Annotated in this window: 20 protein-coding genes; 15 read left to right on the top strand and 5 right to left on the bottom strand. The window is 63.1% G+C overall.

What is annotated here, in order from left to right; translation table 11 throughout:
* The first annotated feature begins 19 nt into the window (after window positions 1-19).
* The 4 genes from OVY01_RS19560 (at window position 20) to OVY01_RS19575 (ending at window position 4,588) form a co-directional block, all read left to right on the top strand.
* Window positions 20-766 carry an aspartate/glutamate racemase family protein gene (locus tag OVY01_RS19560; protein WP_267849250.1) on the top strand — a complete coding sequence of 249 codons (747 nt, stop codon included), beginning with the start codon at window positions 20-22 and terminating at the stop codon, window positions 764-766.
* Complete coding sequence (gene hydA / locus OVY01_RS19565) at window positions 766-2,349, top strand: dihydropyrimidinase (protein WP_267849251.1); 1,584 nt, start codon at window positions 766-768, stop codon at window positions 2,347-2,349. Before OVY01_RS19560 ends, hydA begins: the two co-directional genes overlap by 1 nt.
* A gap of 113 nt (window positions 2,350-2,462) precedes the next feature.
* On the top strand, window positions 2,463-3,221 hold the full coding sequence (locus OVY01_RS19570; RefSeq protein ID WP_267849252.1) for an IclR family transcriptional regulator: 759 nt from the start codon (window positions 2,463-2,465) through the stop codon (window positions 3,219-3,221).
* 113 nt (window positions 3,222-3,334) lie between these two features.
* The gene (locus OVY01_RS19575) at window positions 3,335-4,588 is read left to right on the top strand and encodes an MFS transporter (RefSeq protein ID WP_267849253.1); all 1,254 of its coding nucleotides are present in this window, start codon (window positions 3,335-3,337) and stop codon (window positions 4,586-4,588) included.
* A gap of 11 nt (window positions 4,589-4,599) precedes the next feature.
* On the opposite strand, the gene OVY01_RS19580 is transcribed toward OVY01_RS19575, so the two are convergent.
* Complete coding sequence (locus tag OVY01_RS19580; protein WP_267849254.1) at window positions 4,600-5,370, bottom strand: SDR family NAD(P)-dependent oxidoreductase; 771 nt, start codon at window positions 5,368-5,370, stop codon at window positions 4,600-4,602.
* Window positions 5,371-5,480: 110 nt separating this feature from the next.
* Between OVY01_RS19580 and OVY01_RS19585 the strand changes: the two genes are divergently transcribed.
* From OVY01_RS19585 to OVY01_RS19615, 7 genes are all read left to right on the top strand, one after another.
* A complete protein-coding gene (locus tag OVY01_RS19585) occupies window positions 5,481-6,515 on the top strand; it encodes an alpha/beta fold hydrolase (RefSeq protein ID WP_267849255.1) in 1,035 nt (344 codons plus the stop codon).
* A gap of 64 nt (window positions 6,516-6,579) precedes the next feature.
* Window positions 6,580-7,008, top strand: a complete 429-nt coding sequence (gene crcB, locus OVY01_RS19590; RefSeq protein WP_267849256.1) for a fluoride efflux transporter CrcB — start codon at window positions 6,580-6,582, stop codon at window positions 7,006-7,008.
* A gap of 176 nt (window positions 7,009-7,184) precedes the next feature.
* Window positions 7,185-8,513 (top strand): NAD(P)/FAD-dependent oxidoreductase, encoded by a 1,329-nt coding sequence (locus OVY01_RS19595; protein ID WP_267849257.1) that lies wholly within the window; start codon window positions 7,185-7,187, stop codon window positions 8,511-8,513.
* Complete coding sequence (locus OVY01_RS19600; protein ID WP_267849258.1) at window positions 8,513-9,100, top strand: helix-turn-helix domain-containing protein; 588 nt, start codon at window positions 8,513-8,515, stop codon at window positions 9,098-9,100. The genes OVY01_RS19595 and OVY01_RS19600 overlap by 1 nt, the downstream gene beginning before the upstream one ends.
* Window positions 9,101-9,248: 148 nt before the next feature.
* A complete protein-coding gene (locus OVY01_RS19605) occupies window positions 9,249-10,052 on the top strand; it encodes an ABC transporter substrate-binding protein (protein ID WP_267849259.1) in 804 nt (267 codons plus the stop codon).
* 50 nt (window positions 10,053-10,102) lie between these two features.
* Window positions 10,103-10,753 carry an amino acid ABC transporter permease gene (locus OVY01_RS19610; RefSeq protein ID WP_267849260.1) on the top strand — a complete coding sequence of 217 codons (651 nt, stop codon included), beginning with the start codon at window positions 10,103-10,105 and terminating at the stop codon, window positions 10,751-10,753.
* A gap of 13 nt (window positions 10,754-10,766) precedes the next feature.
* Complete coding sequence (locus OVY01_RS19615) at window positions 10,767-11,504, top strand: amino acid ABC transporter ATP-binding protein (protein WP_267849261.1); 738 nt, start codon at window positions 10,767-10,769, stop codon at window positions 11,502-11,504.
* 74 nt (window positions 11,505-11,578) lie between these two features.
* Here the strand turns inward: OVY01_RS19615 and OVY01_RS19620 are convergent, their stop codons facing one another.
* The gene (locus OVY01_RS19620) at window positions 11,579-12,052 is read right to left on the bottom strand and encodes a hypothetical protein (RefSeq protein WP_267849262.1); all 474 of its coding nucleotides are present in this window, start codon (window positions 12,050-12,052) and stop codon (window positions 11,579-11,581) included.
* Window positions 12,053-12,294: 242 nt separating this feature from the next.
* Between OVY01_RS19620 and OVY01_RS19625 the strand changes: the two genes are divergently transcribed.
* On the top strand, window positions 12,295-15,834 hold the full coding sequence (locus tag OVY01_RS19625) for a DEAD/DEAH box helicase (protein ID WP_267849263.1): 3,540 nt from the start codon (window positions 12,295-12,297) through the stop codon (window positions 15,832-15,834).
* On the opposite strand, the gene OVY01_RS19630 is transcribed toward OVY01_RS19625, so the two are convergent.
* On the bottom strand, window positions 15,769-16,545 hold the full coding sequence (locus OVY01_RS19630) for an SDR family NAD(P)-dependent oxidoreductase (protein ID WP_267849264.1): 777 nt from the start codon (window positions 16,543-16,545) through the stop codon (window positions 15,769-15,771). The two genes, OVY01_RS19625 and OVY01_RS19630, sit on opposite strands and share 66 nt — an antisense overlap.
* Window positions 16,546-16,658: 113 nt before the next feature.
* On the opposite strand from OVY01_RS19630, the gene OVY01_RS19635 reads away from it, so the two are divergent.
* Window positions 16,659-17,576, top strand: coding sequence for a LysR family transcriptional regulator (locus OVY01_RS19635; protein WP_267849265.1), 918 nt, complete (start codon window positions 16,659-16,661; stop codon window positions 17,574-17,576).
* A gap of 57 nt (window positions 17,577-17,633) precedes the next feature.
* Here OVY01_RS19635 and OVY01_RS19640 read toward each other — a convergent pair whose 3' ends face one another.
* Both OVY01_RS19640 and OVY01_RS19645 read right to left on the bottom strand, forming a co-directional pair.
* Window positions 17,634-18,272, bottom strand: a complete 639-nt coding sequence (locus OVY01_RS19640) for an NAD(P)H-dependent oxidoreductase (protein WP_267849266.1) — start codon at window positions 18,270-18,272, stop codon at window positions 17,634-17,636.
* 66 nt (window positions 18,273-18,338) lie between these two features.
* Window positions 18,339-18,746 (bottom strand): winged helix-turn-helix transcriptional regulator, encoded by a 408-nt coding sequence (locus OVY01_RS19645; RefSeq protein WP_267849267.1) that lies wholly within the window; start codon window positions 18,744-18,746, stop codon window positions 18,339-18,341.
* 101 nt (window positions 18,747-18,847) lie between these two features.
* Here OVY01_RS19645 and OVY01_RS19650 point away from each other — a divergent pair, with 101 nt between their 5' ends.
* Both OVY01_RS19650 and zwf read left to right on the top strand, forming a co-directional pair.
* A complete protein-coding gene (locus tag OVY01_RS19650) occupies window positions 18,848-19,813 on the top strand; it encodes an NmrA/HSCARG family protein (RefSeq protein ID WP_267849268.1) in 966 nt (321 codons plus the stop codon).
* Between the two features lie 178 nt (window positions 19,814-19,991).
* Window positions 19,992-21,539 (top strand): glucose-6-phosphate dehydrogenase, encoded by a 1,548-nt coding sequence (gene zwf / locus OVY01_RS19655; protein ID WP_267849269.1) that lies wholly within the window; start codon window positions 19,992-19,994, stop codon window positions 21,537-21,539.
* Window positions 21,540-21,595 lie beyond the last annotated feature (56 nt).

Raw genomic sequence — 21,595 nt, forward strand, 5'->3', positions numbered from 1 at the left:
TCCTCCACAGGCCGCGCCGATGCTTCCGCTCTACATCATCAATCCGAACTCGCTGGGCGAGGTGACCGCACGGATCGCGCGCGCGAGCCAGACGCAGGCGGGGACGAACGATCCACCGCTGCGCTGCGTGACGCTCGACGCCGCGCCGCCGGGCATCATCTCGCAGCGGGATGCCGATCTCGCCGCCACGCTGGTGGCGGATTTCGTCGAGCGGCATCACGCGCAGGCGAGCGGTTTCGTCATCGCCTGCTATAGCGATCCGGGCCTGAGCGCCGCACGCGAGCTGACGCGCAAGCCCGTGATCGGCATCGGCCAGGCGAGCCTGGCGACGGCCCTGAGTCTGGGCGAGCGGATCGGCGTCATCGCGGTCAGTTCGCGCGGCATCGCCCGTCACTGGCGCGCCTACCGGGCGTTCGGCTGCGACGCGTTGATCGCGGGAGAGCGGGCGATCGATGTGTCGGTGGCCGAATCCGGCGATGAAGGCCTCGCGTTGCAGCGTCTGATCGATACCGCATGCCGGTTGCGGGACGACGACGGCGCCGGCGTGATCGTGCTCGGCTGCGCCGGCATGGCCGAGTTGCGCGCGCGCGTAGAGGACGCGGTGGGCGTGCCGGTCATCGACCCCTGCGGCGCGGCCGTGGCGCTCGCGCTCGCGCGGGTGCGCGAGATTCGGCAGGGCGCCGGACATGTCGCAACGCCTGCTGTAATGCCTGCCATAACGCCTGCCGCAGCGTTTTCCGCTTCTCCCACTTCGACGGTGCCATGATGAACGAGATTTTCGATCTGACGATTCGCGGCGGCACCATCGCGGACGATACGCGCGTGTTCGAAGCCGATATCGGCGTCATCGATGGCCTGATCGCGGCCGTCGGCCCGAATCTCGCCGCCGGGCGGCGCGACATCGATGCGCGCGGGCGGCTCGTGCTGCCCGGCGGCATCGATACGCACTGCCATGTCGAACAGCGCTCCGGCATGGGCATGATGTGCGCCGACGACTGGTATTCGGCCAGCGTCTCGGCGGCATTCGGCGGCACGACGATGATCGTGCCGTTCGCGGCGCAGCATCGCGGCATGTCGCTCAAGCAGGTGGCGCATGACTACGCCGCGCTGGCGGCCGAGAAATCGGTCATCGACTACAGCTATCACCTGATTCTGTCCGAGACCGACGCGACCACGCTCGACACGGATCTGGTGGAACTGATCCGTTCGGGCATCACGTCGTTCAAGGTCTACATGACCTACGACCAACTCAAGCTCGACGACTATCAACTGCTCGACGTGCTGGCGGTGGCCGCGCGCGAGCAGGCGCTGGTGATGGTGCACGCCGAGAACAACGACGTGATCCGCTGGGTCTCGCAGCGCCTGCTCGAGCGCGGCAAGGTCGCGCCGAAACATCATGGCGTCAGTCACGTGGTGCTCGCCGAAGCGGAAGCGACGAACCGGGCAATCGCATTGTCCAGCCTGCTCGACGTACCGATCCTGATCGTGCACGTCTCCGCCCGCGAGGCCATCGGCACCATCGCCGCGGCGCGCCAGATGGGCGCGGCCGTCTACGGCGAAACCTGCCCCCACTACCTGACGCTGACCGAGGACGCGATGGACGCGCCGGGCATGGAAGGCGCGAAATATTGCTGTAGTCCGCCGCTGCGCGATGCCGACGCACAGGAGGCCCTGTGGGCGGCATTGAAGGAGGGCGTGCTGCAGACGGTATCGTCGGACCACGCGCCTTATCGTTTCGACGCGAGCGGCAAGTTGCCGTTCGGCGACGCGACCACCTTCAAGCAGATGGCGAACGGCATGCCCGGTCTCGAATTGCGTCTGCCGCTGCTGTTCTCCGAAGGCGTCGCCAAGGGAAGGCTGACCCTGCCCGAATTCGTCGCGCTGTCGGCGACGAACCACGCGCGCATGTTCGGGCTGTATCCGCGCAAGGGTCACCTGGCGGTGGGTGCCGATGCCGACATCGCGATCTGGCATGCCGAACGCGAGACGACATTGACGAGTGCCGCGCTGCACGACCGGGTCGGTTATACCCCGTATGAGGGCATGACGATCACGGGCTGGCCGGAGACCGTCATCAACGCGGGGCGCGTGATCGTCGAGGCGGGCGCGCTGCACGCCGAACGCGGCAGCGGCCGTTTCATCGCGCGCACCGCGCCGCTGCCGTGCACGGCGCCACGGCCGCTATCGCCACGCGGCCGGTTTTTTCGCGCGCTGGCCGACGACGCGGCAGCCCGGACGCCGGCAGCCCGGACGCCGGAAGCCCGGATGCCGGAATACGGCGCGGGCTACCCGGAATCGAAACCGCACCCGGCGGAACTCCACGTTTACCCGGAAGCGCCCCTGGAATAGCAAGGCTTCCACGTCCGCGCACGCCTTTCGAGGTTGACGCCTCCAAACCGCGATCCTATGATTGTTCTATTGGATGAATTAATGTTCTTTCTGATAGAACTGCGGAGGCCGGTATGGTTCGTTCACGCGCGGAGGCCGTCCTGCCCTTGGACGTTTCCCCCAGCGGGGTCGATGTCATCGACCGCGTGGTGGCGATACTGCTCGCATTTCGCACCGGCGATCCGCCGCTGACATTGACCGAGATCGCCAATCGCACCGGCCTGTACAAAAGCACCGTGCTCCGTTTGACCGCCGCACTCGGTCATCATCATTTGCTGACCCGATCGAGCGACGGACGCTATCAATTAGGCATATTGAATTACAGCATCGGGAAACGCTACGAATCCAATCTCAATATTGGCGACGTCCTTCTGCCGTTGATGCGCGACCTGAATGAAAAGCTCGGAGAGACCGTGGCGTTTCATATCCGCTCCGGGAACGTACGGGTTTGTCTTTTTCGCATCGATTCCCGGTTTTCGGTTCGTGCCGACGTCAAGCCCGGCGATATCCAGCAACTCGAGCGGGGCGCGGGCGGCCGGGTTCTGCTGGCCTTCTGCGGCCAGACGGGCGACCCGTACGAAGCGATTCGAAACGACCATTGCTATCTTTCGATGGGCGAAAGAGATGCGGAAACCGCGGGCGTGTCGGCCCCCGTATTCGGTCCGATGCAGGAACTCATCGGAGCCGTCGGCATCGTCACGCCCATCACGCGAATGACAGCCGATCAAGCCGACCCTTTCACAGTGTCGGTACTCGATACCGCCGCGCGGGCGACGGCCCGGCTCGGTGGGGACAACACCGGAATGCTGGCCGCGTTGGCACGCAGGCAGTAAGGCAGACGATCACGCGCCCGGGCCGGCAGCGCCGGCCGGACCCATAGAATTCGACGAAAAGCGTCTCCGCCGCGATGCGATCCGCCCGGAGGCGAAGACAAATGGAGACAACCATGACACCGTGGTACAAGGAACTCAGCAGGCCCGAGAAGCGTACTTTCTGGGCCTGTTTCAGCGGTTGGGGGCTGGATGCCATGGACACGCAAATGTATGCGCTGGCCATTCCGACGCTGATTGCGATCTGGGGCATGACCCGGGGTCAGGCGGGAATCCTGGGCACCACCGTGCTGATCATGGCCTCCCTCGGCGGGTGGGCCGCCGGTATTTTGTCGGACCGTTTCGGCCGGGTTCGCATCCTGCAGATCACGATCATCTGGTTCTCGTTCTTCACTTTCATCTCCGCCTTCACCGATTCCTTCTGGCAGTTGCTGGTCACGCGCAGCCTGCAAGGCATCGGCTTTGGCGGGGAGTGGGCGGTCGGCGCGGTGCTGATCAGCGAGACGATCAACCCGCGCGTTCGCGGCCGCGTCGTGGGCGCCCTGCAGGCGGGCTGGGCGATCGGCTATGCGATCGCCGTCCTGATGTCGACGGTGCTTTTCAATTACCTTCCCCCGGCGACCGCATGGCGCGTCATGTTCGCGGCCGGTGCCGTGCCGGCTTTGCTGGTCATCTGGATTCGTCGCAATGTCGAGGAAGCGCCGTTGTATCGCGAAGAGCGGGCACGCGTGGACGCGAGCGGCGATCAACCACGTATCGGCGAGGTCTTCGCACGTCCGATTCGCGCCACGACGTTCAAGGCCATCCTTCTGACCTTCGGTATCTATGGCGGCAACTACGTCATGATCACCTGGTTGCCCGCGTACCTCAAGCTGGTTCTGAACCTGTCGATCAACAGCATCGGCGGCTACCTGGCGATCAATATTCTCGGCTCCTTCGCCGGCGCGTTCTTGAATGGCTGGCTGGCCGACAGCATCGGCCGAAGAAAAACCTTCGTGACGATCGCGTGCTGTCAGGCGATCGCCGTCGCCATCTACACCATGACGCCCATCAACCTCACCGCCACGCTTGTTCTGGGATTCGTGCTGGGCACCCTGCAGTCCGGCACCGCCGCCGGCACCGGGGCCTATCTCGCGGAGTTGTTCCCGACGCGTATCCGCGGTTCAGCCCAGGGGCTCTGCGGCAATGCCGGCCGGGCGATCGGCGCGGTGATGCCGACGATCGTCGGCTTGATCAGCATTCGCCTGCATCTGGGTCTCGCCATGGGCTTGTGCGCCGTGGCGTCCTATCTGATCGTCGTGATCGCCGCGTTGTCGTTGCCGGAAACGCGGGGGCGGGATCTGTCGGGCAGCGGTGGCGTGGTGCATTGAGCGCATCCGCTTCAGGCGCCGCCCCACTGCATCGTCAGTCCACCGTCGATCGTCCACGTCTGGCCGGTGACGTAATCGCCCGCGTCGCTTGCCAGCAAGAGGGCGACCTGTGCGATTTCCTCGGGTTGCCCGGCGCGGTGCCAGGGAATGTTTTCCATCGCCTTGGCGCTGGCCTTCGGATCGTCCAGTCGCTCTTGCGTCATCGGTGTCTGGATCAGGCCGGGCGCGACGCCGTTCACATTGATCTTGTGCGGCGCAAGTTCCCGCGAAAGACTGCGGATCAGCGAATTGACCCCTGCCTTGGCCATTTCATAGGGCGCGCTTTCCGGTGTCGGCAGGTGTCCCGCGACCGAGGAAATCAGCACGATACGGCCTTGACCACCCTGCGCCAACCGGTGTTTCGCGAATTCGCGACAAAAAAAGAAAGGCCCTTTGAGATCGGTGTTCAAAATCACATCCAGTTTTTCGTCGGTCATCTCGACAACCGGGACGCCGCCCATTCCCTTGCCCGCGCTGTTGACGAGAATGTCGACCCGACCCAGCTCCTCGACCACCGCGCTCATCGCAGACGCCACGGCACGGGAGTCCATGACATCGTTTTGAAGCACGAATGCCTTGCGTCCGTGCGCCTGAACGTTACGCGCCGTCCGATTCGCACCGTCGTGATCCGTGTGATACAGGATTGCCACATCCGCGCCCGCCTTCGCGAACAACTCGGCGATCGCCGCGCCAATTCCCGAGTCCGCGCCCGTGATCAAAGCCTTTTTTCCGTCAAGTTTCATGGTCCTCTCCTGTGCGAAAGCAGGGCATGCCCGCCCCGTTCCGTGAAGCGGCGCAATGCCCGTTCCCGGGCACGTGGACGTCAGATCTGCGCATCCTGCTGGTACGACCCTTGCTGACCACGTTGCCGAAGGGTGGAACGGCCAGGGCGGCGTTCTGCCGCGCGATCCGCCCGCATGAGGCCCATCCCGCCCGGTGCACGACTGCCGGGCGGGCCTTTCAGATTCGACGCAAAGAGGAAGCGATGTCGACTTTGACGACAGACCTGCTTGATATGACTTATCAAGACAACGGTCCGAAAGACGGTCCCGTTGTCCTGCTCATCCACGGCTGGCCCGACGATGCATCGACCTGGGACGCCGTCGCAGTGCAGTTGAACCGCACCGGTCTCCGAACGATCGTGCCGACACTGCGTGGGTTCGGCGCGACGCGTCTTCACGAAGGGGAGGCGCGTACCGGAAACAGTGCCATTCTCGCGATGGACATGATGGCGTTGATGGATGGGCTCGGCATCGATCGCTTCATGGTTGCAGGCCATGACTGGGGATCGAACGCGGCTGAAGCGCTTGCCGTGGGATGGCCCGAACGTGTTGAGCGGATGGCGATGCTGTGTACGCCCTCTCGCCTGGGTGGCATGCCGACTCCGCCCTTCGAGCAGGCCCAACGGCAGTGGTATCACTGGTTCATGGCAACGGGCCGCGGCGCTCAGGCAGTGCGCGACGACCGGCGAGGGTTCGCGCACCTGCATTGGGTCAACTGGTCCCCGCCCGGCTGGTTCGACGAGGCGACCTTCAACCGTGTCGCGGCAGCGTTCGACAATCCCGATTGGGTGGAGGTCACGCTGCACAGCTACCGGGCGCGTTGGGACGAGGCGACGCCCGATCCGAGCAGTCAGTGGCTCGAGGACAAAATCAGGACGACCCGGACACTCTCGCTGCCGACCGTCTATATCCAGGGTGCCGTCGACGGCGTCAATCCGCCATCGGCCGCGAAGGGCGTTCCCTCCAAATTCACGGGACCGTTCGCTTTTATCGAGTTGACAGGGGTGGGTCACTTTGCGCAACGCGAGAACCCCGACGCCGTTGCGAAGCATCTTCTCCATCTCTTTACAGGCGATCCCGCTACGTTGGCCAGCCTCGTCGACTGAAGCGAAATACCCTGAGCGAGAGTCCGAGGGGTTTCCGCTCGTCCTGCGAAGCGGAGTTTCCCGGATGTCGATCGAGGGATCCATCGCGCCAGGAGAAACGAGAATGACGGAATTCGTCGGTTTGCTTGCTATCAGCCTCGGGGCCGCAATCGGCGCCGTGGCGCGGTATGGCTTGAGCCTCGGTCTCAACCTGCTGCTCCCTTACATGCCGCTCGGCACACTGGCGGCCAATTTGATCGCGGCCTTCATCGTTGGGGCGGCCATCGCGTTTTTCGGTTCTTCCCCCAACCTGTCGCCGATGTGGCGCCTGTTCATCATTACCGGGCTTGCAGGCGGTCTTTCTACGTTTTCGACCTTCGCCGCGGAATTGTTGACGCTGCTGCGGGAGGGGCGGTTCGGATGGTCCGCGGCAATGCTGTTCATGCATGTCGGAGGCTCGCTTGCGGCTACCGCCGCGGGAATCCTCGTCGTCAAATGGCTGGGTCACAGGTGACGCCAGCACTCACCCAGCTACCGTCGACGACATTCAACCGTGTTCGCCCGCTCGGCAGCGATCTTCGAAATTCCAATAAATTGAAATTTCGCTGCTGGAAATTGAAATTATTGATGAGTCAATTATTTCCCGATATAAGTGGGTTCTGACGCGGATGTTCAACCTGGGATGTCGCGATGCTACGTGTGGATGAAGTGCGGGATAGCGAGAACTTCCCCGAATCGGTCGATGTCGTGGTGGTGGGAGGCGGCATCATCGGGGTATGTACCGCGTATGAACTCGCGCGCCGCGGGGTATCGGTGGTGCTGCTGGAGAAGGGCTTCATCGGTGCGGAACAGTCCGGCCGCAACTGGGGCTGGGTCCGGCAGCAGCACCGCGATTTTCATGAGTTGCCGCTGGCCATGCGCAGCCTGCAACGCTGGGAGGCGCTGACGTCGGAAATCGGTATCGATCTCGGGTTCCGGCGCAGCGGCATCTCGTACGGCACGACGCAGCCCGCTGAACTCGAACGGTGGGAGCGCTGGAACAAGCGTGCCGCCGAGATGGGTTTCCAGAGCGAGATGCTGTCGGGCGAACAACTGAAGACGCAGTTTCCTACCAGCGCCGCATCCTGGGTGGGCGGCATCTGGTCGCCCACGGATGGTAAAGCCGAGCCATCCAAGGCCGCGCCCGGCATTGCCGAGGGAGCGAAGCAACTCGGCGTGCAGGTGTTTCAGACTTGCGCGGTGCGCGCGCTCGACATCGGCGCGGGCCGGGTCGCGGGCGTGTGGACCGAGCGCGGCCGGATCCGCGCATCCACCGTGGTATGTGCTGGCGGCGCCTGGACTTCGCGATTTTTGCATGCGCACGGCATCGATTTGCCGGTGGCCAATATCATCGGCACGGCCATGCGCACGAGCGCCGCGCCCGCGCCGGTAGCCGGGTGCTTCAACGGGCCGGGGTTCGCCATGCGGCGCCGTCTGGATGGCGGTTATACCATCGCGGTGCCCGGCCATGGCCGCTTCGAACTGACGCCGCAGAATATCCGCCATTCGATCAAGTTTTATCAGATGATGCGAAGCAAACTGGCAAAGAAGCTGAAAATCCGGCTGGGCGGCAGTTTCTTCGATGGCCCCGGTTCTTCCGGGCGCTGGACGCCAGACGACGTGTCGCCGTTCGAGCGGATCCGTGTACTCGACCCCCTCCCCGATCGCGAGTGGGCCGAAGCGGCGCTCGGGAATGTCACGAAGACGTTCCCTGAAATGCAGGGCGTGCGCGTCGTTCAAACCTGGGCGGGCGTGATCGACACATCGCCGGATCTGATTCCGGTCATCTGCGCGAGCCGCGCCATTCCGGGCGTCGTGATCGCCTCCGGTTTCAGCGGACACGGTTTCGGGCTGGGACCGGGCGCCGGACAGCTGGTGTCCGAGGTCGTCATGAACGATCTTCCCTATGCCGATATCACACCATTCCGTCTGGAACGGTTCGTGTCGGGCGAAGCGATACGTCCGCCAGAGATGATGTGATGGCGCAGGCGATGCTCGAGGGGTTTGGCGCCAAGCTGCGGCGCTACCGCGAGGAGCGCAACCTCACATTGAAGGAGTTGGCGGAAAACGCCCGGGTATCCATCGGCATCCTGAGTCAGATCGAACGCGGACTGAGCAGTCCCTCGTTGAAGACCGTCGAAAAAGTGCGTAATGCGCTGGGTCTGCGAATCGGCGATCTGTTCTCGGACGAGAAAACGCCCGCCGATGATCAAAGCAGCCTGGGCGCGATCGTATGTCGGCAGGAAGAACGGCCGCAGCTGCATATTCCGAACAACAACATCAGCAAGGCACTGTTGCATCGCAATGTGTCGCGCGTTTTCGAGATGATGATCATCACCCTGCCGCCGGGTTCGTCGACCCGCAATTCCTGCTATCCCTCCGAGAAAGGCGGAATGATATTGAAGGGCGAGATCGAGATGACGATCGGTGAGGAGACGTGCACCTTGCATGAAGGCGACAGTTTTCTCTTCGATGGCAATCGCACGCACAACATCGCCAACCAGACGTCGATGACGGCCGAGGTAATGTGGGTGGTCGCGAAGCTGCCGAACGAAATTCTGTATTGAAATGGTTGCGTACACCGGCGCGGCGATGCGTGGAGCATGCCGGGTGCCCAGCGTCACAGCCTTGCACGGATAGACGTTTCATTTGCAGTGGGGAAAGACGCTTCCTTCCTGCCATTTCGGGCTCGATCACCATCCGGGGAATATCTCGATGTACAAGAAGATGATGCGCAGTACGCCTGTCGACGCTGGCCGGCGCGCTTCCGGAAAACTCGTGTTGGCGATATCGCTTGCGCTGACGACGTTATCCGTGCAACACATGGCACTGGCCGCCGACAGGATTCAGGTGGGAACGACACCATCGAGCCCACCGAGTGCCTTCCTCGACGTGCAGACGAAAACGATGCAGGGCGTGATGCCCGATGTGATGAACGAGATCGCGAAACGCGAAGGGCTCGATATCACATTCGATACGATGCCGTTCTCGGCGCTGGTGCAGTCGGTGGTCTCCGGGAAAATCGATGTCATCGTCGCGGGCATGAAGCCGACGCCGCGTCGCGAGGAAGTCGTCGATTTCGCCGCACCGGTTTTTTCGTTCGGCGAGACGGTGGTGCTGCCCGACGGCGATCGGACGAAATACCGGCATGCGGCCGATATGAAGGGCAAGGTACTGGGTCTGCCCGCCGGTACGACGTATGCGGAAGCCATCGCGAAATTAAGCGGCTTCAAGGAGATCAAGTACTACGAGTCGAGCGGCGACGGCGTCATGGATCTGTCGCACGGCCGTATCGACGCGTTCTTTGGCGATGCGCCCATCATGAACTGGATGGCGCAACACGGGCAATTGCGTGGCATGCACGTGGATGTCGACTACGTACCGATTCAGGTGGGAGGCGTCGCCATTGCGGTCAAGAAAGGCAATAAGCCCTTGCTGGACAAGATCAACGCGGGCATTGCCGCGATGAAGGCCGACGGCACGCTGCGGAAAATCCTGCAGAAGTGGCATTTGCAGTGATGGGGCATCGTGACGGCCCGACCCGAAGCACTACTTTCGCGTGAGGATGTATGCATTTGAGCGACGTGGTAGCGTTCACGCCGATACTCCTGACCGGCGCCTACATGTCGATCCTGATCGCGGTCTGCTCGCTGTTGATCAGCGTTCCGCTTGGCATGGTGTGGGCATTCGGCAGACTTTCTTCGATCCGCATGTTGTCCACCGCCGTCGAGTGGCTGGTGAACGTCGTGCGGGCGGTGCCGATCATCGTCTGGCTGTTTTATATTTATTTCGTCATGCCCGAACTGGGCATCACCATGTCGTCTTTTCAGGCCGCCATCATCGGTCTCGGTTTCGCGCACTCGGCCTATATGTCGGAAATCTTCCGGGGCGGCATCCAGGCGGTGGACGTCGGGCAGATGGAGGCCGCGCGATCGATCGGCATGGGAAGGATCAAGGCGATGTGGCGTGTGGTATTGCCGCAGGCCTTTCGTGTCGCGTTGCCGCCGTTCAGTAGCGGCGTGGTCACGCTGGTGAAGGATTCGGCGCTGTCATCGACGATCGCCGTGACCGAGATGACCCGTCAGGGTCAATTGCTGGCCTCGTCGACGTTTCAGAATACGACGGTGTACACGATGGTGGCGATCGGCTACCTGATCATCAATTTGCCGTTGATCCGCGTGACGAAGTTCTTCGAACACCGGATCGGCAAATCTTTGTGAGAAGGTTGCGGAGATGATCGATATCAAGGAAGTTCACAAACGCTTCGGCGACATCGAAGTGCTCAAGGGCGTCAGCGCACGGGTCGACCAGGGCGAGGTGGTGTGTCTGATCGGACCGTCGGGATCGGGCAAATCCACCTTGCTGCGGTGCATCAACGGTCTCGAGACCTATGAAAACGGCGCGATCACGTTTCACGGCGAGGTCATTGGCGCTCGGGTGGCGCATATCAACCAGTTGCGCCAGCGGGTGGGCATGGTGTTTCAGCGTTTCAATCTTTTTCCACATCGTACGGCGCTGGAAAACGTCATGGAAGGCCCGGTGCATGTCAAAGGAGTATCGCGGGGAGAGGCGAAGCACGCGGCCGAGCGTTTGCTCGGACGAGTCGGCCTGGGCGACAAACTGCATGCCTACCCGCGGCAATTGTCGGGCGGTCAGCAGCAACGCGTGGCGATTGCCCGGGCGCTGGCCATGTCGCCGGACGCGATCCTGTTCGACGAGCCGACATCGGCGCTGGATCCGGAACGCGTGGGCGAAGTGCTGCATGTGATGCGGGAGTTGGCGCGGGACGGCATGACGATGATCATCGTGACGCATGAAATGCAGTTCGCGCGCGAAGTGGCGGATCGCGTTCTGTTCCTGCATGGTGGCCGCATCGTCGAAAGCGGCTCGGCCGACCAGGTGCTCGGCGCCCCTCAGGCACCGCAGACGCGGGATTTTCTACGCCGTGTGATTCAGCCGAACAGCCTCTGAACTTTCGGGCGGACCTGGCAATGGCGCGCATCGTTGGTACGCCGTGCCGGGGGACGTGTTTTCGAAACCATCCGCTAGTCGCGCCCGGATTTCGTCGACAGGGCGACAATGGCGGCACCCGCGGCGATCATCAGCGCGTCTTCGATCAGCCCGCTGCGGGTCTGGCCGATGCGCGCGATGGCGCGCTTGCGGCCGGCAAGCGTGAGATAGGCAAGCGGTACGGCGGTGGCGATCGCGACAGCCGCTCCGGCCGTCTCTCGATCCTCCGGCGCCAACGCGGCGCCTGCGATCCCGGCGCTCATCACGCGTGCCAGCAGTCCCAGAAAAACCGTGCGGTCAGGCGCGGTCTTCATCTTGTCGCCCATCAGCTCGCCGGCTCCCATCGCCAGCGCACCGAATTTGAACACGGGGTGGTCCAGGACGAATAATCGTCCCGGTGTACGACGGCCCGCGAGACGCGCCGCCGCCAGGGTGGCCATGGGCGTCATGGAGCGCGCGCTGGCAACGGCACCGATCATCGCGGAAGAGAGCAGGCTGCGAAGGTTCATCGTGGTTGGCCTATGCAAGTGGAAAGGTCTCGGGCCGCCCGGTCGGGGCGACGCTGGCGAGACAGTCAACCAAGCAAATGTCGTTCCAGCATTGAAAGCGGGACGACCCGCGTAAAATGGCGGTCGCCGGCAAACAAACCCGCGGTGCCAACCGGCGCGGGTGGCGGTGGCTGTTGCCGGCCGTTTCCGCCAATCCGCACGCATTGCGGGTGCCGTCCTTTCGAACCCACTACATGGATGCGATGTCCTCCGTTCCCTACCGCCGCGCACAGATCACCCACTGGCTGGGTTCGCATACCGTCGCCAAGGCGCGGGGCTATGTGAATGCCGTATCGGGTTTGCGCTGGCGGCACCAGACGCTCAGCGGCGAAGTCAAAGGTTCGGCACGGCACCCCTACGTCACCGCGGTGCATTTCTATGATTCGGAAAACGGCCTCTGGATCGAAAGCGAATGCACCTGTCCGGTCCGATACGACTGCAAACATGCTGCGGCCGTGCTCGCTGCGGGGCTCGAAACGTTTCCTCCGGATCTGGCCCCAACCCCAGCCCCAGCTCCGGTTTCCGCCCCGGTCCGAACGCCGTCACCGGTGCCGGTCGCCCCCCCGCCGCCAGCCATGCGTCCCGAACTGGCAAGCTGGCTCGAATCCTTTCGCGAGCAACGTGCCACCGCGCGGCCCGATACGAAAAAAGCCGCTGCGCGACCCACGCAGGCGCTGGCCTACGTATTGATCTGGGTGGATCACCGGCAACGTCACGAAGTCCAGCTCTACAAGGTGGCGCTGGGCAGGGATGGCGCGCTGGGCGCACGCGCGGAATCCTGGAGCAACGTCGAAGCGGCCCTGGTCCGACCGCCCAGATTCGTCACCACGGACGATCTGACGCTGTTGCGCGGATTATGGCTCGGGCGGTCCCGCGGGGACCATGGGGTGTATGCGTTGAGCGGCGCAGATGGTGCCGACGTGCTGTCGAAGCTGGTCGCGAGCCAGCGCTTTTTCGTGGCGCGCGGCGCGGCGCCGATGTACGGGCACCTGGATTTATCGGCGAATGGTCCTGCATTGGTGCAGGGCTCGGCGCGACCGGGCCGGATCGTGTGGCAGACGCAGCCCGACGAGCGTGTGCGGCCGGTGGTCGAAACGGATCCCGAGTCCACCCTGATCATCGCGACGGAACCTTCCTGGTATGTGGATACGCAGCGCGGCGAGGCGGGCATCGTCACCCTGCCGATGTCTTTCGCGTCGCTGCGCGACTATCTGTCGATGCCGCCGATTTCCTTGGCCGAAGCGCCGCTCGTGGCCGCGGTGCTGCGCGAGAGCGCACCCGATCTGCCATTGCCTCCTGCGCATGACACCTCGGCGATCCATACGATCGATACCGAACCCGTGCCGGTTCTCTCGCTCGACACGCGGACGGTGCATGCACCGGGTCGCGGTTATCGCGATCCCCGCGGCACCGCCACACCGGTACAGCTGTCCGATTTCGCGACGGTCCGGTTCGACTATGCGGGAACGCGGGTCGAAGCGGACGATGCCCGATCGCTGTTCGTGGCCGGCAATGGCGACGTGACGCAGATCAAGCGTCGCCTCCATGTCGAAAAGCAGCGTCTGCTGGAACTGCGCAAGGCGGGATTGGAAAAAATCGTTCCGGCGTATGCAGCACAACCTTTCTCGGAATCGATATGGGGGTTGCCCGGGTCCGCCGCCTGGCCGGTCTTCGTGGATCGATCCGTGCCCGTGCTGCGCGACAAGGGCTGGCGCATCGACATGGGTGCCGAGTTCCGCTTCAACGTCGTCGAGATCGATACCATCGACGGGATGGCGCGTCACACCGGCGATGGTTGGTTCGATCTGGAGATGGGCATTACCCTGGGCGACCGCGCGGTGCGCCTGGAGCCGCTGCTGGCGGACCTGTTCCGGCGCGACCCGCGCTGGCTGTCGGGCGCGCTCGATGGCATTGCCGACGACGAAGCGATGACTTTCACGACCGACGAGGGCGATCGGCTGCGCGTGCGTGCGGACCGTCTCAAGCCCATCGTCCGCGTGCTGGCCGATCTGTTCGACGCCGCCGATGGCGGTGCCGACGGTGCCTTGCTACGCGTCATGGCACTGGACGCGGGCCGACTCGATGCACTCGACGGCACGGGACGCTGGCAGTTTCAAGGCGACGCCGCCATCCGCGAGCGGATGCGACACCTGCGCACGGGTTCGGGTTTGCGCGAAGTGCCGGTGCCAAAAGGGTTGAAAGCCGAACTGCGCGTGTATCAACGCGAAGGCCTGAACTGGATGCAGTTTCTGCGGGAACAGGATCTCGCGGGCATACTCGCCGACGACATGGGCCTCGGCAAAACCCTGCAAACGCTTGCCCACGTCCTGGCCGAAAAGGAAGCGGGGCGCCTCGACCGGCCCGCCTTGATCATCGTGCCGACAACGCTCGTGCATAACTGGTGCGAGGAAGCCCGGCGCTTCGCGCCGCATCTCAAGGTCCTGGATTTGAATGGGCCCGCGCGCCGGGACCGTTTCGACCGGATCGGGGAGCACGATCTGGTTCTGACGACCTATGCGCTTCTGTGGCGCGACCAGGACGTTCTCGCGGGGCACGACTATCATCTGCTGATTCTCGACGAGGCGCAGTACGTCAAGAATGCCACGACCAAGGCGGCGGCCACCATCCGCGCGCTGCACGCTCGCCATCGCCTGTGCCTGACCGGCACGCCGCTGGAGAATCATCTCGGCGAGCTGTGGTCGCAGTTCGATTTTCTGCTGCCGGGTTTCCTCGGAACCCGGAAGGATTTCACGAAGCGCTGGCGTACCCCCATCGAAAAAGGCGGCGACACCGTGCGGCGCGATTTGCTCGCGCGCCGCATTCGACCGTTCATGCTGCGCCGGCGCAAGGACGAGGTCGCGAAGGAGCTGCCGCCGAAAACGACCATCGTCCGCACCGTCGATCTCGAAGGCGCGCAGCGCGATCTGTATGAAACCGTGCGTGCGGCGATGCACGACAAGGTCCGCGCCGCCGTGGCGGAAAAAGGGTTGGCGCGCAGCCATATCGTGGTGCTCGAAGCGTTGCTCAAACTTCGGCAGGTGTGTTGCGATCCGCGACTCGTCAAGCAGCAGAAGGTGGGGCAGAAGACGGTCGGACGGCAGAAGACCGGGACGCGCAATGCCGCCCCCGCCGCGTCGGCGAAGCTCGACCTGCTGCTGACGATGCTGCCGGAGTTGATCGACGAAGGCCGCCGCGTGCTGTTGTTCTCGCAGTTCACCGGCATGTTGGCGCTGATTGGCACCGCCCTGGAGAAAGCCGCCATTCCCTACGTGATCCTGACGGGCGATACGAGCGATCGCGTGACGCCCGTGCGGCGTTTCCAGCAAGGGGAGGTGCCGTTGTTCCTGATCAGTCTGAAGGCGGGCGGCGTGGGCCTCAACCTGACCGCCGCCGATACCGTGATCCATTACGATCCGTGGTGGAATCCCGCCGCCGAGAACCAGGCGACGGACCGCGCGCACCGTCTCGGTCAGGACAAACCGGTGTTCGTCTACAAGCTCATCGCGGCGGGCAGCATCGAGGAAAGGATCGTCGCCCTGCAGGAAAAGAAGGCCGCGCTGGCCAACGGCATCCTGTCCGAGGATGCCGCCGGCGCCGTCAAGTTCTCCGCTGCCGACCTCGATGTCCTGTTCGAGCCCATTCCGGATGTCGGGTCGACGGCGACGGCGGCGCGGGGTTCAGAGGAACATGCCGCCCGAGGCTTCGATGCGCTCGCCACTGACCCAGCCCATTTCCGGAGATAAAAGTGCCGCCACCGCGCCACCGATATCGTCGGGCTGACCGACGCGTCCCAGGGCGGTATTGCCGGCCACAAAAGCGTTCACCTGCGGGTTGTCGCGCACGGTGCCGTTGCCGAAGTCGGTGGCAATGGCCCCGGGGGCCAAGGTGTTGACGCGAATGCCGCGAGGGCCCAATTCCCTGGCCAGGTAGCGGGAGAACACTTCGATCGCGCCCTTCATGGTGGCGTAGGTGGTCTTGCCCGGCGAGTAGAAGCGGGCCAGGCCACTGGAGATGTTGATGATGCGGCCGCCGTCGGCCAGCAGCGGAACCAAAGCCTGGGTCAGAAAGAACACACCTTTGAGGTGAACGTTCATCAACGAATCGAATTCCTGCTCGCTGGTCTCCAGGAACGATACGTTGGAGCCGTGCCCCGCGTTGTTCACCAGTGCATCGAAACGGTCGGTATCGAATGTCTTGCGCAAGGCCTCGCGCAAGCGCTGGGCGAACGCCTTGAAACTGGCGGTCTCGCCGGTATCGAGCTGCAACGCGACTGCCTTGCGTCCGGCTGCCTCCACGGCGGCGACCGTGTCCCGTGCGGCATCGGCGCGCTCGACATAGGTGATGACGACATCCCAACCCCGCTTTGCGAGATGGATGGCCGCGGATTTTCCGAGGCCGCGGCTGCCGCCGGTGATCAGTGCAATGCCCTGGGAAGAAGCGGAAGACGTGCTCATGGTGGACCCCGACTGGTTGGGTGATGGAAGAATTTCGGTTACTCTACTGGTCGAAAGACGATGGATAAATCCCTGAATTTCGACATGACCTGTCGAAAAAATCGACCAATCGCATGAGTGCCGTCCTGCCCGCCACCGATGACTTGAGAACCTTCGTTTTCGTGGCGCGACTCGCCAGTTTCACCCGCGCGGCCTTGCAGTTGCAGGTGCCGCGTTCCACGGTGTCGACGACCATCAAACGGCTCGAGACCCAGCTAGGGGCCCGGTTGTTGCAACGTACCACGCGCAGCGTGGTGCTCACGCCCGAGGGGCAGGCCTTGCTGGGGCGCAGTCAGCGTCTGCTGGACGAATTCGAAGAGCTGGCGTTTTTGTTCCGGGGTGGCGACGGCCACTTGCGAGGTCGTTTGCGGGTCGATCTGCCTCTCGGAATGAGCGCCGGCATCGTGATGGCGGCACTGCCCGAATTCATGGACCGCCATCCGGCATTGCAGGTTGACGTATTCAGCACCGATCGACGCGTCGACGTCATCGCCGAGGGTTTCGACTGCGTGGTCCGCGCGGGAAGCGTGGCGGACGAGACGCTCGCTTGCCGCCGGTTGGGCGAACTGCCTTTGCGCAATGTCGTCAGTCGTCGATATATCGAGATGCATGGTGAGGCCGAGAGCGTGCCGGACCTCGCCAGGCACTGTCTGGTGAGATATCAGCCCAATCCGTCCGACCTGCCGGTCGGCTTCGAATATTGGGATGGCCGTGCCACGGTCTCCGTACCGATGGCGCATCGCGTGACGGTGGACAACAGTGCCGCCTATGGCGCGGCCTGCCGGGCGGGTTTCGGGATCGCCCAGCTGCCGCAGACGTCCGTCGCCCAGGATGTGCGGTCCGGCTTGCTGGTGGAGGTGATGAAGCGTTACCTGCCTGCGCCGATGCCCCTTAATTTGCTGTATCCCCATCGCAGCAATATTCCGGCACGCGTGCGCGTGTTCGGGGATTGGTTGCTCGACATCCTGGGGAAGTCGATGTCGGTCGCGTGACGCCGAGACGGCTCGTTTCGGTCCTTCGCTCCCGTAGCGACGGGGATCGCGTGTGGCTCAGTCGATATCGGTGACGAAGTTGTCGCGGCTGCGTCTGACCTTCTTCAGGTTCGCGAGCCAGTCGCCTTCGGTTGCGCGGTAACCGAGCGGCAACATGACGACGCTGCGCAGGTGCTTCGCTTTCAGACCGAGGATCGCGTCCACCGCCTCCGGGTCGAACCCTTCCATCGGCGTCGCGTCGACCTCCTCGAAAGCCGCGGCGATCACGGCCGCTCCCAGGCCGATGTAGGCCTGCCGCGCGGCGGCCTGATAGTTCGCCTCGGTTCCCCGCTGGGCGACGATGCCCAGCAGCATCTGGCGGTAGTTTTCCCAACCCTCGTTCTTGAAACCCCGGACGTCGTTGGTCAGGTCGAACATCATGTTCACCCGGTCGGCCGTGATGTCGTCCCAGGCGGCAAATATCAGCAGGTGCGAACAATCGGTGACTTGCGCCTGATCCCAGGCCACGGCGCGAATCTTTGCGCGGATATCCGCATTGCTCACGACGAACAGCTCGAACGGTTGCAGCCCGCTCGACGTCGGCGCGAGCCGGACGGCTTCGACGATACGTTCGAGGGTCTCGGCAGCGAGGCTTCTGGTCGCATCGAACTTCTTGGTGGCATAGCGCCATGCCAGTCTTTCATTGACTGTCGTCATGGGGTTTCCTCTCAAAGGTGAACGTGGATGGGAAGGCGGACGGCGCCGGCAACGCGCCGCGATGAACTAATCTCGTGCCCTGTCCTGGCGGGCATGCGTCGTCTCTGTCGTTTCCCCCGGACCGCGAGCGGCAAAAGCGCATTGCGCCGCCCTGATTTCCTGGCGATGCGCTTCCACCCAACCGAGAAGCGCCTGCAGATGCGGCTCCAGGGAGCGGCCCAGCGGCGATATCGCGTACATGACGGCGACCGGCGCCGTACACACCACCGAGCGCGTGATGAAACCACTGGCTTCGAGACGCCGCAGGCAATGCGTCAGGGCCCGTTGGGTGATCGCGTCGTTTGCCCTGCGCAGGGCGTTGAAGCGCATGGGCCCACCGCACAGGTGGCCGAGAATCAGCAGTGACCACTTGCTGGTGATTTCTTCGAGCACGAGACGGTTGAGTTCGAGCGCTTCCTGGGATGAGGCGGACATCGGTCGGGATACTCCGTGATACCTGGTTGTAATAAAGTGCCTAATTGCGTTCAGGTATAAATTCTATACCATTGAGCTCCACAACCCAGTGGAGAACTACCGTGTCAATCCCCGTTCATGAAAGCGCCGGCACCGACATGCGGAACGCATCGGCCGACAAGAGCGTACTCGTCTTCGGCGCGACCGGACAACAGGGCGGAGCCGTCGCGTGCGCGCTCCGGGCGACGGGGTGGCCGGTTCGCGCGCTCGTCCGGGATCCGAACAGCGTCAAGGCGAAAGCATTGTCGCGTTCAGGCTTGGAACTCGTTCAAGGAGATTTTTCGGATGCAGCATCGCTTGAACACGCCCTGACCGGCGTCCATGGCGTGTTCAGCGTGCAGCCGAGTTCCGGACAAGGGGCGGCGTATGGGGTGTCCGACGAAGATGAAGTCCGCTATGGAGCGGCCGTGGCGGACCTCGCCATGGAAGCGGGAGTTCGGCACTTCGTCTATACGTCGGTGAACGCGGCGGGTCCCGAGAAGACGGGAATGGGACACTTCGACAGCAAGTCCGAGATCGAGACGTATATCCGGCGCCTCGACATGAGGAGCACGATCGTGCGTCCCGCCGGATTCATGGAACTCCTGATGCTTCCCGGAATGGGGCTGGACAAGGGTGTCTATATGTCTTTCCTGCGGCCGGACCAGACCGGGCAGGTCATCGCAACGCATGACATCGGGCGGATCGTCGCGACCATTTTTTCGAACGCGGACCGTTTCGCCGGCAGGACGATCGAAATCGCGGGAGACGCGATCACCGGCGCGAGTTTGCAGGAAAGTTTGAGTCGCGCCGCGCGCAAGCCCATCGCATACCAGCGGTTTCCCGACAGCCTTTTGCAGGAAAACGCTTTCCTCGGTCGTCTTGCCGAACGGTTCGACGACGGGCGACTTGCCGGGAATGCGGATATCGCGATGCTAGAAAAGGAATTCGGACCGCTGTTGCGTTTCGACGCATGGCTGGCGGGTCCGGGCCGACCGGCTTTCGACGCCGCGCTCGGTGCCGGGGATGCACCGATTGCGCTTAGATGACGTGCCGGACCGCCGTCTGGAACCGGCGCGATGCAGCTACTCGTTGTTCGTTTGTAAGGATTTTGCCAGCTTGCGTAAGGGATGCGAAATATCGGCTCACATCGAATCGGATCGTCGTTCTGCTGTACGATGAAACCACGATGCTGTCCGAAATGCGAATCTCCACATAGGAATGTCCATGGATCCGATTGCAAAAGTGACGTCGCCCGCGCTGGCGAGTCAGCCTCCCGCCCCGCCCTCGGTCAAGCAAGCGCCTCCTTGCACCCTGGTGATTTTTGGCGCGCATGGCGACCTGACCAAACGTCTGCTGACGCCGGCGTTGTACAACCTGATCGGCTCGAATTCGCTCGACGACCACTTTCGCGTCATTGGCGTCGATCGGATCGATGGCAGCGACGCGGCATGGCGCGAGGAACTGGGCCAGACGATGCAGGAATTCACCAAAGATCCCGACGGAGAATTCTACACGCCGCAAATCAACGATCAGTGGTGGCAGGACCTCGCGTCGCGCATCGAGTACCACCAGGCCGATTTCACCGATCTCGCGCAAATGACCGCGTTGGGGCAAAAGATTTCCGGCAACGCGGTTTTCTATCTGGCTGTCGCTTCACGTTTTTTCGCGGTCGTCGTCGAAAACCTGGCGAAAGTCGGATTGACGAAGGAAGCGGACGATGCATTCCGGCGCGTGGTGATCGAAAAGCCCTTCGGTACCGATCTGGAAAGCGCCCGCGTGTTGAATGAACATATCCTGCGCGTGCTTGATGAGCATCAGATTTACCGCATCGACCATTTTCTCGGCAAGGAAACGGTGCAGAACATTCTGGCGATGCGTTTCGGTAACGGTATTTTCGAGCCGCTGTGGCGTCGGGAATATGTCGATCATGTGCAGATCACCGCCGCCGAGACGGTCGGGGTAGAAGGGCGTGGCGCGTTCTACGAGCCTACCGGCGCATTGCGCGACATGATTCCGAACCACTTGTTTCAATTGCTGGCGATGGTCGCGATGGAACCGCCGAATTCCTTCTCCGCGGAAACCGTGCGCAATGCAAAGGAGCAATTGTTCGAAGCGATCCGACCAATCGCGCCGGAAAACGCCGTGCGCGGTCAATACACGGCCGGTACCGTCGACGGTCGCGCGGTAACGGCGTATCGCGACAGCGCCGGCGTCGCGAAAGATAGCGATACCGAGACCTTCGTCGCGTTGAAACTCGAAATCGACAACTGGCGATGGTCGGGCGTGCCCTTCTATATGCGCACCGGCAAGTCGATGACCGGCCGTCGCACCGAGGTCGTCGTGCGATTTCGCACGGCGCCCTTCGCGATGTTTCAGGATACGCCGGTCGACGAATTGACGCCCAACGATCTGGTGCTGAACATCCAGCCGGCGCAAGGCGTCACGCTGAACATCAGCGCCAAGATTCCGGGGCAGAAGATGCAGCTATCGGGCGTCGAAATGAAATTTCGCTACGAAGACGCGTTCAAGCTGACACCGAACGTGGGCTACGAAACGTTGTTGTACGATTGTCTGTGTGGCGATGCGACGCTGTTTCAGCGAGCGGATAATATCGAGGCTGCGTGGCGTGTGGTCGATCCCGCGCTGAAGGCGTGGGCCGCCGACAGGAACGGACCGGAACGCTATGCGGCGGGTTCCTCGGGGCCCGAAGGCGCGGAGGAGTTGCTGCGCAAGGATGGGCGTTCCTGGTCGCGACTGGATAAAGCGGGCTGAAGGATGGATAGCTGCTCGCGGCGGCCCGGCGGCCATGAACGCGCCGGCGCCGCGGC

The sequence above is a fragment of the Robbsia betulipollinis genome, assembly GCF_026624755.1.
In the GTDB taxonomy this organism is placed as follows: Bacteria; Pseudomonadota; Gammaproteobacteria; order Burkholderiales; family Burkholderiaceae; genus Robbsia; species Robbsia betulipollinis.

What these genes read in the sequence shown, in the direction of transcription:
- OVY01_RS19635 (WP_267849265.1), top strand. Translation starts at nt 16,659, where the DNA reads ATGAGTGCCGTCCTGCCCGCCACCGATGACTTGAGAACCTTCGTTTTC.
- zwf (WP_267849269.1), top strand. Translation starts at nt 19,992, where the DNA reads ATGGATCCGATTGCAAAAGTGACGTCGCCCGCGCTGGCGAGTCAGCCT.
- OVY01_RS19610 (WP_267849260.1), top strand. Translation starts at nt 10,103, where the DNA reads ATGCATTTGAGCGACGTGGTAGCGTTCACGCCGATACTCCTGACCGGC.
- OVY01_RS19560 (WP_267849250.1), top strand. Translation starts at nt 20, where the DNA reads ATGCTTCCGCTCTACATCATCAATCCGAACTCGCTGGGCGAGGTGACC.
- OVY01_RS19595 (WP_267849257.1), top strand. Translation starts at nt 7,185, where the DNA reads ATGCTACGTGTGGATGAAGTGCGGGATAGCGAGAACTTCCCCGAATCG.
- OVY01_RS19640 (WP_267849266.1), bottom strand. Translation starts at nt 18,272, where the DNA reads ATGACGACAGTCAATGAAAGACTGGCATGGCGCTATGCCACCAAGAAG.
- OVY01_RS19620 (WP_267849262.1), bottom strand. Translation starts at nt 12,052, where the DNA reads ATGAACCTTCGCAGCCTGCTCTCTTCCGCGATGATCGGTGCCGTTGCC.
- crcB (WP_267849256.1), top strand. Translation starts at nt 6,580, where the DNA reads ATGTCGATCGAGGGATCCATCGCGCCAGGAGAAACGAGAATGACGGAA.
- OVY01_RS19645 (WP_267849267.1), bottom strand. Translation starts at nt 18,746, where the DNA reads ATGTCCGCCTCATCCCAGGAAGCGCTCGAACTCAACCGTCTCGTGCTC.
- OVY01_RS19625 (WP_267849263.1), top strand. Translation starts at nt 12,295, where the DNA reads ATGTCCTCCGTTCCCTACCGCCGCGCACAGATCACCCACTGGCTGGGT.
- OVY01_RS19580 (WP_267849254.1), bottom strand. Translation starts at nt 5,370, where the DNA reads ATGAAACTTGACGGAAAAAAGGCTTTGATCACGGGCGCGGACTCGGGA.
- OVY01_RS19575 (WP_267849253.1), top strand. Translation starts at nt 3,335, where the DNA reads ATGACACCGTGGTACAAGGAACTCAGCAGGCCCGAGAAGCGTACTTTC.
- OVY01_RS19630 (WP_267849264.1), bottom strand. Translation starts at nt 16,545, where the DNA reads ATGAGCACGTCTTCCGCTTCTTCCCAGGGCATTGCACTGATCACCGGC.
- OVY01_RS19600 (WP_267849258.1), top strand. Translation starts at nt 8,513, where the DNA reads ATGGCGCAGGCGATGCTCGAGGGGTTTGGCGCCAAGCTGCGGCGCTAC.
- OVY01_RS19570 (WP_267849252.1), top strand. Translation starts at nt 2,463, where the DNA reads ATGGTTCGTTCACGCGCGGAGGCCGTCCTGCCCTTGGACGTTTCCCCC.
- OVY01_RS19615 (WP_267849261.1), top strand. Translation starts at nt 10,767, where the DNA reads ATGATCGATATCAAGGAAGTTCACAAACGCTTCGGCGACATCGAAGTG.
- hydA (WP_267849251.1), top strand. Translation starts at nt 766, where the DNA reads ATGAACGAGATTTTCGATCTGACGATTCGCGGCGGCACCATCGCGGAC.
- OVY01_RS19605 (WP_267849259.1), top strand. Translation starts at nt 9,249, where the DNA reads ATGTACAAGAAGATGATGCGCAGTACGCCTGTCGACGCTGGCCGGCGC.